The 15401-nt window shown below is 55.6% G+C and carries 6 protein-coding genes and 1 pseudogene; 3 read left to right on the forward strand and 4 right to left on the reverse strand.

The genetic code is table 11. The features are described from left to right. Positions 1-104 precede the first annotated feature (104 nt). The 3 genes from MXE41_RS08480 to MXE41_RS08490 all read left to right on the forward strand — a co-directional run bounded on the left by MXE41_RS08480 (position 105) and on the right by MXE41_RS08490 (position 6325). Complete coding sequence (locus MXE41_RS08480; protein ID WP_247100185.1) at positions 105-3224, forward strand: transglycosylase domain-containing protein; 3120 nt, start codon at positions 105-107, stop codon at positions 3222-3224. A 354-nt stretch (positions 3225-3578) separates the two neighbouring features. Beyond that, positions 3579-4346 carry a glycosyltransferase gene (locus tag MXE41_RS08485; RefSeq protein ID WP_247100186.1) on the forward strand — a complete coding sequence of 256 codons (768 nt, stop codon included), beginning with the start codon at positions 3579-3581 and terminating at the stop codon, positions 4344-4346. 551 nt (positions 4347-4897) lie between these two features. After that, positions 4898-6325: an MFS transporter gene (locus tag MXE41_RS08490; RefSeq protein ID WP_247100187.1), complete on the forward strand. Its 1428-nt coding sequence runs from the start codon at positions 4898-4900 to the stop codon at positions 6323-6325. A gap of 336 nt (positions 6326-6661) precedes the next feature. On the opposite strand, the gene MXE41_RS08495 is transcribed toward MXE41_RS08490, so the two are convergent. The 4 genes and pseudogenes from MXE41_RS08495 to MXE41_RS08510 all read right to left on the reverse strand — a co-directional run. After that, complete coding sequence (locus MXE41_RS08495; protein ID WP_247100188.1) at positions 6662-7717, reverse strand: NAD-dependent epimerase/dehydratase family protein; 1056 nt, start codon at positions 7715-7717, stop codon at positions 6662-6664. 462 nt (positions 7718-8179) lie between these two features. Beyond that, positions 8180-12580 carry a hypothetical protein gene (locus MXE41_RS08500; RefSeq protein ID WP_247100189.1) on the reverse strand — a complete coding sequence of 1467 codons (4401 nt, stop codon included), beginning with the start codon at positions 12578-12580 and terminating at the stop codon, positions 8180-8182. A gap of 1079 nt (positions 12581-13659) precedes the next feature. After that, positions 13660-14688, reverse strand: a complete 1029-nt coding sequence (locus MXE41_RS08505) for a lipid-A-disaccharide synthase N-terminal domain-containing protein (protein ID WP_247100190.1) — start codon at positions 14686-14688, stop codon at positions 13660-13662. 368 nt (positions 14689-15056) lie between these two features. Beyond that, positions 15057-15254: pseudogene (locus MXE41_RS08510) on the reverse strand (flagellin); the annotation flags it as partial. Positions 15255-15401: the final 147 nt, after the last annotated feature.

Genomic DNA, 15401 nt, shown 5'->3' on the forward strand with positions numbered 1-15401 from the left:
GGAAAATGGCGCCGGGGCCTGTATCGATGCGGGACGAAAATTGCATGGTTAAGACCTTATTTTGCTAAAATATAGAGTTCACATTATTTTTTGCAAGGAGCAAAGTGGTGTTTTCTAAAGCTATCAGGATTGCAAGAGCAGTCTTCTGGGCCGGTCTCTTCGGTGCTGCCCTGTCAGGCGGCGTCGTTGCGGCGGGCTATTACTCCACCCTGGAGGAACTGCCTGACGTTGAGGAACTCAAGCACGTAAGCTTTGAAACTCCGATGAAGATCTACACCAGTGACGGCAAGTTAATTGGTGAGTTCGGCGAGCACAAGCGTATTCCTGTTGATCTCAACGAGATCCCGGAAAAGATGCAGCAGGCTTTCCTTGCCATTGAAGATTCCCGTTTCTACGAGCACTCGGGCATTGACCCTGTTGGTATTTTACGTGCCGTGGTGGTAGCTGCCACCTCAGGCGGTGCCTCCCAGGGTGCCTCCACCATTACCCAGCAGGTAGCCCGTAACTTCTTCTTAACCCGTGACCGTACCCTTGAGCGCAAGATCAAGGAAGTGTTCATTGCCTGGCGTATTGAGCAGGTACTGTCCAAAGAGGAAATTCTCGAACTCTATCTGAACAAGATTGCACTGGGCCACCGCTCCTATGGCGTAGTTGCAGCTGCTCAGACCTATTATGGCAAGGCACTCAAGGATCTGACCCTGGCTGAAATCGCCACCATTGCCGGTCTGCCAAAGGCCCCTTCCACCTTAAACCCTATTACCAGCCCAACGCGCGCCAAGGACCGCCGTCATCTGGTGCTCCAGCGTATGCTCACCCTGGGCTATATCACCCCTGAAGAGTTTGAAACAGCTGACGCCGCTCCGTCACGAGCCTTCTTCCACTCAGCCCCTCTTGAGGCCTATGCCCCATATGTAGCTGAAGAGGCCCGTCAGGCCGTGATAGCCAAATATGGCGAAAACGCCTATATCAAAGGCTTTAAGATCTACACCACTGTAGATTCACGCTACCAGGAATTTGCCCACGACGCTATTTTCAGCTCTCTTACCGCTTACGATGTGCGCCATGGCTACCGTGGTCCGCTGTATAACATTTATGACCCGACCCGTGGTCTGCGCGGCAGCGAAAGACAGCCAGTGGCCAAAAACGGTACCAATGCCGGCGCCAATAACGGTGTCATTATCAAGGCCCGCCTGGAGCTGGCCCAGCAGCTGAGCGCCCAGAAGCGCAGCTATACCTACCGTGATCTCATCGCCGGTGTGGAAAACAACAATCCGCTGGCTGCCCGCATTGCCGAGGTTAATGCCGATCTTGATTATGATGCCACCATGGACATACTGCGCCGTGAAAACAAATTGCGCAGCATTGATCCGGCCCTGGTGCTCACAGTTGATGATGAAAACCGTACTGCCACTGTGCTTACCCCCAAGGGCGAGCAGAAGCTGCTTACCTGGGAGGGCATGTCATGGGCCCGCGAATTTGTCACTGACAGAAAGCAGGGCGAACTGCCCTCACTGCCAGGTCAGTTCCTCATTGCCGGCGACATTATCTTTACCTACGTAAAGACCATAGAGCCTAAAGATGGCAGCAAGGATACGCAGCCGCGTGAAGTGCTGATGCTCACTCAGATACCTGATGTTGAGGCCGCGCTCATTTCCCTTGACCCTAAGAGCGGTGCCGTACTGGCCATGGCCGGCGGTTTTGACTTTGAAAAGAGCAAGTTCAACCGCACCACCCAGCTGCTGCGTCAGACCGGCTCAAGCTTCAAGCCATTTATCTACTCATCGGCCATAGCCTACGGTATAGCCCTGAACTCGGTTATTCCTGATGAGCCAATCAAGACCTGGGACATAGGCTCACGCAGCTGGTGGCAGCCACGTAACTCACCAAACCGCTTTGACGGTCTGATGACCATACGTGAGGGTCTGGCCCGCTCCAAGAACTCCATTGCTATTCGCACCATACGTCATGTGGGCGTGCCTAATGCCGTAGAGCACCTGCGCAAGTTCAACATCATGGTGCCAAAGTTCCAGCAAAGTGAGTCCATGGCTCTTGGTTCTGTAGAGCTTACTCCTCTGCAAATGGCCACAGCCTATTCGGCCTTTGCCAATGGCGGCTACAAGATCACTCCGCATCTTATTGAGCGCATTGAGCTCGATAACGGTCAGGAGCTGTATCGCGCCTATCCAAAGATTGCTGATCACACTCTGCCAGATGCCATTGAAAACGCCATTTCCATGCAGTTCCGCAGGAATTACAAGCCAAATGCCCGTGACCTTGCTCTGGCCACCTTCGTCAATAAGCCTGAGATGACTGTGTTCCCAAATCTCAATCGCGATTTTTACGATCCGGCCGAGTATCTGGCCCAGGCTGTTTATGAGGGCAACCAGGCAAACCTGGACAATGCCCAGGCTCCATCGCAAATCCAGGCAGCCAACCAGATTCAGGGCATGGACAGAGTTGAAGGTCCGGATCCTGACGGCCAGCAGCCAGGCCCTGAGGGCGCCGCCGGCGCCCCGGGCATGGAGGGCACTGATGCTGCCGGCATGGCCGGAGCTACGGGCAATGAGAACGTAGCTGTGCCTTTTGCCGTTGCCCAGAACGATGCTGCCGGACAGGGTCCGGCTGTGGTAAAGCCGGGCAACACCGCCTCTGTTTCTGTAGCCGCCCTTGCTGATCTTGACAGCCTTGGCAACCCTGACAGCCCGTACAAGACTGCACCGCAGATCTTAAGTCACGGCCATGCCTATCTGGTGGCCTCGCTGATGAAGTCCAATGTCTATGGCGGCAAGGGTCTTAACGGTCCTTACTACGGTACCGGCGCCAAGGCCGCACGCATGACTGATCGTAATGACATTCATGCCAAGACTGGTACTACCAATAATGTCCATGACGCCTGGTTCTCAGGCTTTAATGGCAATATGGTGGTTACTGCCTGGGTAGGCTTTGATAATGACCGTGACCTTGGTTATACCCGCGCCATTGGTTCAGAAAGTGGTGGTGCTACTGCGCTGCCAATGTTCTCAAACTTCTTCAAACGCGCTCAGGAGGGTCTGCCTTCAGCTGATATTCCGCGCCCTTATGGTCTTACCTGGACCAGTAACCGCGAGATTGCCGAGCCGGCCATTCCAGGCATGATCGTTATCGACGATGGCTCCAGCGCAAAGAGCATTCGCAACACCGGTATCGACAGCTCCAACGTCGATACTGAAGGCGAAATCTTCTAAGCGCCGCCAGCATTGCGCCAGCGGTGCCCCAATAAAAGCAGCCCGATCCCCACAGGATCGGGCTGTTTTTTTTCAGGGCAGCTAAAGGGCCGCCCCCTGCTGGTAATATCATTAAAGGACAGCCGCTCCGCCGAGCCTGCGCCTGCGCCGGCGCCGGCCCGGTACCGGGCCGGGCCGGGCGGCTGAACATGCTCAAAACCACCGGGCCCCTGCTGTGAGGCCCGGGACAGGCAGCGGCGCAGCGCAGCCGGCGCCACGGGCGCTGGTACGCTGTGACCAGGCTCAGCCGGGCTGCGCAGGCTGAGCCGGCTGTGATACTGCCTTTTTATCTTCCGCCGTGAAAGGATACTGACGATGCTCCACCACCTCGTCCACTCCCATTATGACCTTACTGTGATTGTTCCTGTTTTCAATGAAGAGGAGAGTCTGCCGCGCCTGTATGAGGCTCTGCGTGAGTATCAGCGCAAGTGCTCGGTAAAGGTATGCTTTCTGGTGGTCAATGACGGATCAGAGGATCGCTCTCTTACCATCATCAAGGAAAATTCCAATGCCCTGCACGGCTTTTTCTATATCTCTCTGGTCAGCCGCTGCGGCCTTACCGGTGCCTTAAAGGCCGGCTTTGAGCATACCCAGACAAAGTGGGCCGGCTATATCGATGCCGATCTGCAGACCTTTCCTGATGACTTTGAGCTGTTGCTGGCCAGAAGGCATGAGGGCGATTTAATCTGCGGCATCAGAGCCCGGCGCAGCGACAGCCTGTCCAAACGTATTCAGTCACGCCTTGCCAACAAAATCCGCAATGCCATTACCCACGATGGCATGAGCGATACCAACTGCCCGCTCAAGATAATCAAAAGCGACCTTGCCCGCTCCCTGCCTCTGTTCTCGGGCATGCACCGTTTCCTGCCCGCCCTGACCCTGCTCACGGGCCATAAGGTAGTAGCCGTAAAGGTACGCCATCAGCAGCGCTATCACGGCAAGTCCAAATTCAATTTCTTCAACCGCGCCTTTTCCGGAGCCTGTGATTTGCTGGCCTTTATCTGGATGCGCAGCCGCTATACAGCCCCTGTTGCAGGGGACAATAATCTTGCCTGTGCCGTGCCGCCAAAGAAGCAGCAATAATGATAAAATTGGCCATGACAACGTTTGCCGTCAGCTGCCCTTTCAGGCGCCCGCCCCACAGGAGCACAGGCCTCCATTCCCTGCAGGCAGGTCCATAAGCTGGCCTGCCGCCCGGTCCGTAATCTGGCCTGCCGCCAGGTCCGGCCGGTCGGCCATGACAGGGCAGGCCCTGCCCGCACTGCCCTGCGCTGAGCGCTCATCGCCCCGCCCTTAAGCCCGGCATTTTCCCACCCCATGCTGCAAAATCACGCCCGCCCTGCCCACAGGCCAGGCGGCCGCTGCCCTGCCTGCCAGGACTCATACCTGACAGCGCAGCCGGTCCGGCCCCTTAAGCCTCAGGTCATGGCGCGGCCCGGCATGCCTGCGCATCACTGCACCGGCCTGCCTCCACGGAAATCACCAGGGAAATGCCCGGCCCCATCAGGCCCGCACCTGCGCCCGCCCCTGCCGGGAGGCCGGGGCGGCGCAGGCCTGAAGACGGGGCTACGATGACAGTGCTGCGGCGGCAGCTGATGACGGCATCAACCTTACTTTTTTCCGGGTGTACCTTTATGGCCATCACTTCTTCTCACAAGCAGCTTATCAACTCCAACCGCATTGCCTTTTTAATAGCCGGTTTCTGTGTTGCAGCATGGGCTCCCATGATTCCCTATATCAAGGACCGCTTTGCCCTTAATGAAAACGATCTGGGACTGCTGCTGCTGTGCATGGGCATAGGATCCTTTGTTTCCATGCCTACCTCAGGCTATTTCAGCTCGCGCTTTGGCTGCCGTGCTCCCATTTACTTTGCCGCCTTTGCCGTAGCTGCCTGTCTTGCCCTCATTCCCTTTGTCACCAGTATTTATCTGCTGGCGGCCATACTCTTTATCATGGGCACCAATTCGGTAATACTCGATGTGGTGGCCAATATCAACGCAGCCCTGGTAGAGCAGCGCACCGAACTTAACGTCATGTCCGGCCTGCACGGCCTGTACAGCGTAGGCGGCTTCACAGGCTCACTGAGCGTTACCTTCCTGCTGTCCATCAACTTTCCCTTTGCCTTTACCGGTATCTACGCAGCGGCCATTCTGGTGGTCCTGATGATAACCGGCGGCCGCCACCTCTTCACCACCGTCCACCTGCCTGATACCGGCGCCTCCGACGGCGCTGCGGCCGCTGACGCCGCCCCGGCTGACCGTGCAGCTGCCCCGGACGGCGCAGCAGGCCAGGCGGGCGCCAGCGCCCGTGCGGCCGCCCCAAAAGGCGGCGTGATGAGTCACTACACTCACCCTACGGTCCTGCTTATCGGCCTTATGTGCTTTATCATGTTTATGACCGAGGGATCCATGCTCGACTGGTCAGGTGTATTCCTCAACTCTGAGCGCGGGGTTTCTCTTGAGCATGCCGGCTACGGCTTTGCAGCCTTTACCATTACCATGACCATTTTCCGTCTGACTGGCGATCGCATTGTCAGCGCTCTTGGTCGTGGCCGTGTCATTATCTTTGGCACTCTCTTTATTGTGGCAGGCTACCTTACTGCTATTCTTATCCCTTATCCTGCCGCTGCCTTTGCCGGCTTTGCCCTCATTGGCGTGGGCGCCTCCAATGTAGTACCACAGCTGGTCTCCATTACCGCCCGCATTAAGGAAGTACCGCCCCATATCTCAGTAACCGTGGTCAATGCCGTAGGCTTTTCCGGCATTCTCATTGGCCCTGCCGTGATTGGCTTTATGGCCCATCACATTACCCTGCCTTACACCTACGCTGTCCAGGCAGCCGGAGTACTCTGTGTCACCGTCATGGCCATCATGCGCATCAAAAAGCTCAAAAGCAATCCGGCCTCAGGTCTGACCGCAGCCCCGGCTGCGGCCCCGGCTGCGGCCCCGGCTGACGCTGCCGACACAGCAGCAGCCTCTGCAGCAGCCACCGGCGTAAGCCCTGCCCCTGCCCAGACCGTCAGCTCCGCCGGCACCACTGCCAGCAGCAGCGGTGATCACTAAGGCAGGTCCAGCCAGGCTGACCTTAATCCCGGCCTGTTAAGTCCGGCCCATACGACGCGGGGCCCGTCATTGACCATGACGGGCCCCGTTTGATTATGAGCGCCAGAACAGTACCAGCCCGGCCTGAGCTGCATGCAGACCGGTCAGGCCACTGCATCAGTTCAGCCTGGCGCCGGCATCAGACCACAGTCTGCGACTTCATCAGGCTGAGCCTGCGTCTGCATAGACCGGTTCTGACTCTGCATCAGAGCAGTGTCTGTAACTGTATCAGCCTGGCATCGGCAGCTGTCGGGCCGGCAGGCCTGGCATTGCATGGACAGGCCCGGCCTGGTAGTGTCATTTGCGGCCGTAGTAGCCCAGGTACCACTGGTAAAAGCGCGTCAGGCCCTCTTTGAGAGTGGTGTGGGGACGGAAGTGGTACTTTTCCATAAGGCGGCTGACATCAGCCCAGGTCTGGTCCACATCGCCCAGCTGCTTGTCATCGAGTATGACCTGGGCCCTGATGCCGGATATTTCCTCCAGGGTAGCGACAAAGTCCCCAAGGTCCACAGGTGAGCCATTGCCTATGTTGAAGACATCAAAAGGAATGGCGCTGCCTGACTGATCGGGGCCCTGAGCAATGGCGGCTATGCCTTCGACTATATCGTCAATATAGGTGTAGTCGCGGCGCTGTCTGCCGTGGTTGAACAGATGAATGGGCTGACCTGAGTGGAGCTTGCGGGTAAAGATAAAGGGCGCCATGTCCGGACGGCCAAAGGGACCGTAGACAGTGAAAAAGCGCAGGGCGATGCTGTCTATTTTGAACAGTGAGGCATAGGTGCGGGCCAGGGTCTCGTCTATTTTCTTGGTAGCGGCATACACGGAGACAGGATTGATGTCAGTATTGCTCTCAGAAAAAGGCACCTCAGAGCACTCACCATAGACAGAGGAGGAGCTGGCAAAGATAAGACGCGGGCATTTGACTGTACTGTCATGCTCTGCCTTGAGCTTAAGCTCACGCAGGGACTCCAGGATATTGAAAAAGCCGGTGACATTGGAGGCCATATACTGATCGGGAATGCTTGAGGACAGACGCACTCCGGCAAGGGCAGCAAGATTGATAATAAGGTCAAAGCCGCCCTCAGCTATGAGATTGCCCACAGCATTGCGATCGCACAGGTCCATAAGACAGAAGGTCAGACACTCAGAGCTTACCGGCTGACCTGATTTGAGATGATCAGCCTCAAGCGAGCCCAGATGCAGACCAAGCTCGGACAGTCTGTCGATTTTAAGGGACTGCTCATAGGTGATACCTGAGAGATTATCAATACCCGTTATCTCATGTTCAGCGCACAGTCTGCGGCACAGATGCATGCCTATAAAACCGGCCACACCGGTAATAAGAATCTTCAAGATCCTTTCCTCTTAGATTGAGTAAGCCCCGGTATGCCCCCGGGAAACCACCAGTTCCCGTAAGGCATCTTACAGTACTGAAAGCCCTGTATTGCGCGACTGAAGAGGAGCCGGGCAGACCATGCAATGTGCATAAGTCCATAAAGCGCCGGGCTCCTTGCCCTGGTACAGGAGCACTGTCTCTGACCCCCAGGTCATGGCCCTGTAGGGCCACAGCCCAATATGGCTACGGCCGTATGGGGGCACGGTCGTAAGGGGCACAGGCCACTGCAGGCGTGCCTCTGGCACGTACCCTGGGTACCTGCTCCAGCACTCTGGGAATAAGCCCGGGCGGGCCTAGCTGCCTGATAATATTCAGCTGAGGATCTTAACTGTAAAAGGACGGATATTCACACAAAATTTCGTGCGACCACGAAAAAAGCCGTACAGCTGCTGCCGTACGGCTTTTTTGTGAGCCTGACTTTATCTCAGGTGCTGCTCATCGTGGCGTATGACCAGCTGCTCGGGAGCGCCCTTGTCATCTTCTGACTCCGTGGCTTGCTGATCTTCATCCCTGTTATCAATCTCAAGGTACTGCGGCAGAGTATCGACATCACTGCTGGAGCTATTGAGATTGAGGGTGTTGTCAGCCGGTGCAGCGGGCAGAATCAGACTGTCGCCAATCATAAAGGCACCACGCTCACGCATCTTCTGTGCAAGGTCAGGTCTTTCCTTAATACCCTTGCGGCTTAAGACCACATTGGACTGCTGTTCAAAGCAGCGGTCCATGTCGGCAGCCACCTGATTGACAGTGATACGTTTATCGTAGAAGTGCAAATCAATGCCATGCTTCATACGCAGTATGCAGGTCTCAGGGGAGCCGCCCTCATCAATGGCCTTTGTGACGGCCCGGGCAATCTCACCTGCGCCAATGAAGCTGTTGAGATGAGGCATGGCAAGACCGGCAAAGAACACAAAGCCCAGGGTTCCTGCTCCTATGGCGGCCACTGAGAAGATAAACAGACGGCTTAACAGGAAGAACAGGGCAATAAGGCTGGCAAAGCACAGCACACCAAAGGCTACGCCTATGACAGGATGCTGCAGATGAAGCACTTTGTCGTACATGACGAAATAGGCCGGGAAGAGCAGCATGTAGACAATTACCGGCAGCATCATGGACAGGGTAAGCAGCAGCGGGATGCGGGTACGCTCGCTTACTGTGCTGATACCGGCAAGGAAGTAACCGTTACCGATAATCTCCACACCACGGTGACCGGCATTGCGCGGACGCTTTTCCAGTTTCTCGGCAATGATGGCAGCTACGCGGGAGCGCACACGGGCAGCATCAATAAGACCCTCATCTGAGACGCTGCCTTTAGCCTCGCTGCGCTCAGCAACACTGTCATCATGATGCTCCTCATCCTGAGGTTCATTGGCGGCGGTAATGCGGCGTGCCGATCCCCTGAGCTCAAAGCCGCTGTCAGGGCCTGACAGAGCCCCTGAAGCCATAATGTCCGATGCCGCTGGAGGCATGGAGGCCGCAGGACAGATGACTGTTGTGCCCGGTGTAACAGTGCTCTTTGCCACAGGAGCATCATGCACATCAGGCATGGTGGTAACACTGACCTTAAGCTCACCTGGTTTGAGATCAGTACCACTGTCCTTTAAAGCCTGCTCATGGGCTGCAAAGGCAGCCTCGACAGCAGCGGCGGCAGCACTTTCAAAAGCGGCATCATCCTTAAGCTCGACGCGTTCACCGCCTGCATCAGCCTCAGCAGCACTATTATCCTCACTCTCAGCCTCACTGCCTGCACGCCCCGAAGCCTCTCCGTCCATGACAGCATGAGCTGAGGACAGGGCTGCGGCGTCCTGGGATGCTGCGGCACTGTCAGACTCATCTACCTGAGATAAGTCAGCAGCGTCAGCACTCTGTGGTGGAACAGTCACATCAGCTGCAGCTGCGGCACTGCCTGACTCAGAAAGGGCGGTTTCATCCCTCTCATCAGTTGAGGTAACAGTCATAGCGCTGTCGCTGCTCAGGGATGAGCCGGCATCGGCCTGTGTTGAGCTGGCATCGGCCTGTGTGGCGCTGGCATTGGCCTGTGTGGCGCTGGACGCGCCCTGTGAGGCAGGGGTAGCACTTAATGAGGCATTGTCCTCGCTGTGAGCTGCAGATTCACTGCTCTGGGATGAACTGTCATCACTCAGGGATGAGCCGGCATCGGCCTGTGTGGCGCTGGCTTCGGCCTGTTTGGCGCTGTCAGCTCCCTGGGAGACAGGGGTAATACTTAAGGAGGTATTGTCCTCGCTGTGAGCTGCAGATTCACTGCTCTGGGATGCGCTGTCATCACTTACAGCTGAAATGGCATCAGCGGCGCGGGCGGCTGCAGCGTCAGAGCCTTCATGGCTGTCAGATGCAGACACAGAGCTCTTTGCTGACTGGTCTTGAGAATCAGAAGCTCCATGTGAGGCAGCAGCTGTGCTGTCAGCCTTACAGTCCTGAGCACCTTTACCACTGGCGGCGCTGTTGTCCCCGGCACTGACAGTACCAGAGGCAGATGCAGAGGCAGTAAGATCAGCACCGTTTTCACCACTGGAGGAGAGAGCAACGGAGCTCACTTCAGCGCTGCTATGGTCCTGCTCAGCACTGTCAGATTCAGTGGACTGGGCACCACTGTCAGCAGTGCTTTCAGTGCTTGCAGACTCTGAGGCAGTCTGATCCGGGGCACCAGCAGGATTAGAGGCATCGGAGGCATCAGAGGAGCTCTGAGCAGCCTGGGCGTCTTCAGAATGTGAATCTGAAGCCATGTCACTGCTCTGTGGGTCAGCAGCACCCTGAGAGGCGCACTGAGTGGCGCTGGAGCTGTCCTCACTGTCGGTATGCCCGGCAGTATCGGCACTGTCCTGAGAGGACTCAGCCCTGGCGGCGTCGCTGCTGGCAGTAGAGTTAAGGACGGAGTCAGTATTCTTATCCTGGACGGCAGCACTGTCGGACTCAGTATGAGCTGTGCCGGTAGCGGTAGAGGAGTCAGCATGGGACTGAGTATTCTCTGAAGAGATGCTCCTGTCCTTTGTATCAGCTGACAGGTCCCTGTCCTCACTGGACTTACAGTCTGCAGGCTCAGATGCCTGTGAGAGGTCCCTTAAACTGCGGGAGCTCTTTTCGCTGGCGCTTTCAACCTCAAGGGCATGGTGGTCAGCAGCCAGAATACCGGACAGGCGGCTGGCCAGACGTGAGGCACCGTGCTTCTTACCAGCTGAGCTCTCCTTATCATCACCCTCAGGCTCATCAAGCTTTCCGGCACGCCAGGCCTCAAGGCGCTGCGCAGCACGGAAGTCAGCTACCTTCTTCCAGTCAGGCTTTTTGCGATCTTCCTCTTCAGTAGCGCTTTCATTGGATGCTACCAGCTTGCCCTTACTGTCACGCAGTGCAGCCAGGGCAGCACCTGAAGAGACGCTGTCACTGTCTGCCTTTGATGTAGCAGACTCATCAGAGTCAGGTGTATGGGTACTCTCCCCGGTCTGTAAGTCATGAGCAGTAACTGAAGACAGGTCATTATCTGACTTGAGGCCAGTCTCTGACTTCAGGTCATTTTCTGACCTGAACTCACTGCTCACAGAGGATGCACCTGAGCCACTTAAGTCCCGGCCCTGAGAGTCAGGGGATGAACTGCCAGTATGAAGGTCAGTATCCAGGGCGCCGCCTGCCTCGGCCTCGGCTGCTCCCTCAACCACGCTGGTGCGCAGTGAGGTCAGGGCCATGGCGCGGGCGGTATTGGCCGCACGCACCTCGGCAAGAGCTGTTTCCTCAGCCTGCATGCGGGTCTGAATCTCATAGCGCAGACGGGCGTTGAGCTGCATCTGGCGATAGGAGAGCATGACGTAGTAATAGGCAGCAGGAATAGCCGGCAGCATGTAGACTTCAAGCTTGCTTACCGGGATGGAGATAACCAGAACAGTGGTAAGGGTAAAGAACAGGCATGCCTGGGTCTTGATATCAAGTGTCTCCCTGTTGCGTATCTGACGCACGAGGAAGTAGACAAAGCACAGGCCCACAGGGACAGTGAGGATGACGAAGTTCTGTAGATAGTAGTAAAAAGGCTCGCGGTGAATTGGCAGAGAGGTAACGCGCCTGACGCTCTGCTCGATAAAGAGATTGTGAACATAGGCCTTACCGCCATCGAGGTAGACCATACCAGCCCACAGGGCGGTCATGAGCAGGATGATAATGAAGTAGTAAGGGCGGAAAACGACAAAGAAGCGTCTTAAGTCGCGGTTAAAGGCCATCATGGCGACCAGGGACAGTACCGGGAAGATAAAGCCGTACGGGCCCTTGGTAAATACACCCAGGAAAAGCAGCAGCGGAATGGAGAGATTGCCGTACTTGGGACGTGGGGCTGAGGGACCGAGCTCCTTAATGAGGGTATAGCGCTTTACCATTTTCATATAGGCAAGCAGCATCACAGCCGTAAAGAGCATGTCCATACGGGCAATGACACCCAACACGTCGACAAAGAGCAGTGAGCACATGCCCAGGATAATGAGCAGGCGTTCCTGATGGCGGAAATCCACGCCCAGATAGCGATCCATGATCGAAAGGACGAAGATAAAAGGGATTACTGAGGCCAGCAGTACCAGAGGCATGGCATTTTGACCAGCAATGCTCAGGCAGAGCATGCATATCCACAGATACAGAGGCGGCTTGTCGGCATATGGCGAGCCGTCCTGGTAAAAGGCAAAGAAAGATCCGCGCTCCATGGACTCACTGGCTATAGCCAGGTAGCTGAGCTCATTAAGCGGGTTGAAATCACGCAGTAATACTGCAGGCAGGAAAGCCGCAAATATTGACAGCAGAGCCAGTAAATAAATTCTATTGGATTTCATATAGCTTCGCCGCTATCTTGGGCCCGGTCAGGCTCCATAAAGCCTCTGGAGCAGCCAGGTAAGATAAAACAACAGGCAGGCGGTCTCTCTCACTTCCGCCTGGAAATTGGCAGGTACTGTATACCCTTACAGAGAATAAGACAGGGACAGGGACATGGTCCTGACTGCGCCAGTTGCGCCAGGGGCCCCAGGGCGCCAGCAGCGCATGGGGGAGCCAGGCGCTCTCATACCATGAGCGCATCATATGGCCTGACAGTCTGGTCTTATTCCCGACCACAACACGAAAAAAATGGGATTATACAGGTCAAATTCTGATATCTGAGCACATTGCCTGCCTTTTTGAAGCAAAAAGAGCGCCACAGGCGCCCCATAGGCCAGCAAAAGGGATAAACAAGCCATTTGACCTGCACAGATAAACAGTCCGTCATATGCTGAATAAACTCATGATAAACGCAGGATAAACATAAGCCTCTCTATGAGACAGAGAGTAACCTGAGGACCGCGCAGGTACGCTTACACCAGCTCACTGCACTGAGGCTTAAGGAAACGATACAGGCGATGGGACGCCCCCGCCTCATGCCTTGCGGTCAGTGGTGCCGGAGATAGACAGAATGCACATTTGCTACACAGAGTGCACAGTGACTGCAGCTGATGCTGCAGGTAAGAGTACCAGGCATGGAGATGATTCATCCCATAGCATGAGCAAGTGGTGCCGGGGATACACAGAGTGCACAGTGACTGCAGCTGATGCTGCAGGCAAGAGTACTGGGCCTGGGGATGATTCAACCCATGACCTGATCCAGGTTATGCCGGGGATACACAGAGTGCACAGTGACTGCAGCTGATGCTGCAAGCAAGAGTACTGGGCCTGGGGATAATTTATCCCATGACCTGAGCCAGGTGGTGCCGGGGATACACAGAGTGCGCAGTGACTGCAGCTGATGCTGCAAGCAAGAGTACTGGGCCTGGGGATAATTTATCCCATGACCTGTTCCAGGTGATGCCGGGGATACACAGAGTGCACAGTGGCTGCAGGCAAATGTAATGAGTCTCAGCCCTCACAGCCCCCTGGCTTGAAATCATATGCTCCTGGCATCAGCAGTCTGCTCAGTGGCAGCAGGAGATGCTGCAGGCTCAGGCTGATGAGCCTTAGTCAGGGCATCATCAGAGCTAAGGCTATGAGCCTGCTCCGGGATGTGGGATGGAGCTGCATCATGCCGCTGAGCTGCGCGGGCGCCGTTGTTCGCAGTATCAGCCCAGGCCTGATTGTCTGTAGCTGGCTGGGCAGCAGCCTCAGCAGTAACAGCGCTCTGATGGGCAGAACCAGCTGGGCTGGCAGCAACCTCATGGGCAGCAGTACTGGTATGGTCAGACTGATGAGTGGCATCATCACTGGTTGAGGCACTGTGATGGGCTGCAGCTGCAGCACTCACTGCAGTCTGCTGGCCACCACCACTGTCATCAGATGCCTGAGCACTGGCAGCAAGCACAGAGCGACGGTGGAGCATGATATTGCGGACGTAGGTGACCATTCCGCCTACCTGTCCGAGGATAAGCACTACATCAAGACGGTAGATCCCGTATATCTGGACCATGATGGCGGCCATAAGGCTGATGTACCAGAATGCAGGCGGCAGCACTGACTCTTTGCGTCTGTGCGAGACAAACATCTGATAGACAAAACGAAAGGAAAAGAGAAACTGACCGACAAGGCCAAAGAGCAGCCAGCCATAGCCAATGGTCTGACCGTTTAGGAAATGCTCAACGAAGGTAGCAAAGTCACCGGTCTGGGAGATGATCATGACCGGAGGTGAGAGCATGATGAGCACAGGGACCAGGCGGCCAAAGCGCCCCAGTTCCCTTTTGAGCCTGAGATTGTAGATGTAGATGTAAAAGGACACGGTCTGAGCCAGCAAAATGGCAAAGTCCTCACGCAGGGCTCCGTAGAAGCTCATCATGAATGAGCCCAGCAGCGACAGCCACCAGAACATGGCCGGGTTGACCACGGTTTTGGCTTTTTCAGACATTACCCACTGCACAATCATGCGTCCGGCAAAGGCCGCCTGTGCAATCAGACCAATCAGGGTATACCAGCTGATAATACTCATGTTCTTTCACCTGCAGTAAGCTCAGGCTGCGCAGAGGCTCATAGACCAGCGCAGACAGACATCAGGACAGCAATGGGACCATCAGGCCCCCATAGCTGGCCTTATGCGTCAGTGCGCGCCTGTAGGGGCTCATCATAGCCACGGGCTAATATTGAGGCAAGCCATTACCCAATTTTCTCAGTACCATGGGCGGGCGCTGTGAGATCATGGCCACCGGCGCCATTGCTGCAATGGAAGGCCCATTCTTCTTGATTCAGGCATTAGATAAACTAAAAGGCCCTCTGATCGTGATGACCAGAGGGCCTTTTGTTATGGCAGGCCGCTCAAAGCTCAGGGCTTTGAGGGAGTGCCTTGAAACTCAGGGCGTATTAGCCTAACAGGGACAGACCAAGCTGAGGACGGGTGTTGGCCTGCATCAGCATGGAGGTAGCAGCCTGCTGAATGATGGACTGCTGGGACAGGTTGGCAGACTCTTCGGCGAAGTCAGCGTCACGAATGCGGCTACGTGCATCAGCCTGGTTGGCAGAAACGTTAGCCTGGTTGCGGATTGAAGACTCAAGACGGTTTAATGTCAAGCTTGACATTAAACAGGTAGTGTTAACATAATTATATCGCTAAGGAAATCCACGAAATTTAGCTTAAATATCGGAAATCTTCCTAAAATAATCTTGACATTTTGACACAAACTACTATTGTAGCCCCTCTTCATCTTG

This window comes from Anaerobiospirillum sp. NML120449 (assembly GCF_023051105.1).
In the GTDB taxonomy this organism is placed as follows: Bacteria; Pseudomonadota; Gammaproteobacteria; order Enterobacterales; family Succinivibrionaceae; genus Anaerobiospirillum.

What these genes read in the sequence shown, in the direction of transcription:
- MXE41_RS08500 (WP_247100189.1), bottom strand. Translation starts at nt 12,580, where the DNA reads ATGAAATCCAATAGAATTTATTTACTGGCTCTGCTGTCAATATTTGCG.
- MXE41_RS08485 (WP_247100186.1), top strand. Translation starts at nt 3,579, where the DNA reads ATGCTCCACCACCTCGTCCACTCCCATTATGACCTTACTGTGATTGTT.
- MXE41_RS08505 (WP_247100190.1), bottom strand. Translation starts at nt 14,688, where the DNA reads ATGAGTATTATCAGCTGGTATACCCTGATTGGTCTGATTGCACAGGCG.
- MXE41_RS08490 (WP_247100187.1), top strand. Translation starts at nt 4,898, where the DNA reads ATGGCCATCACTTCTTCTCACAAGCAGCTTATCAACTCCAACCGCATT.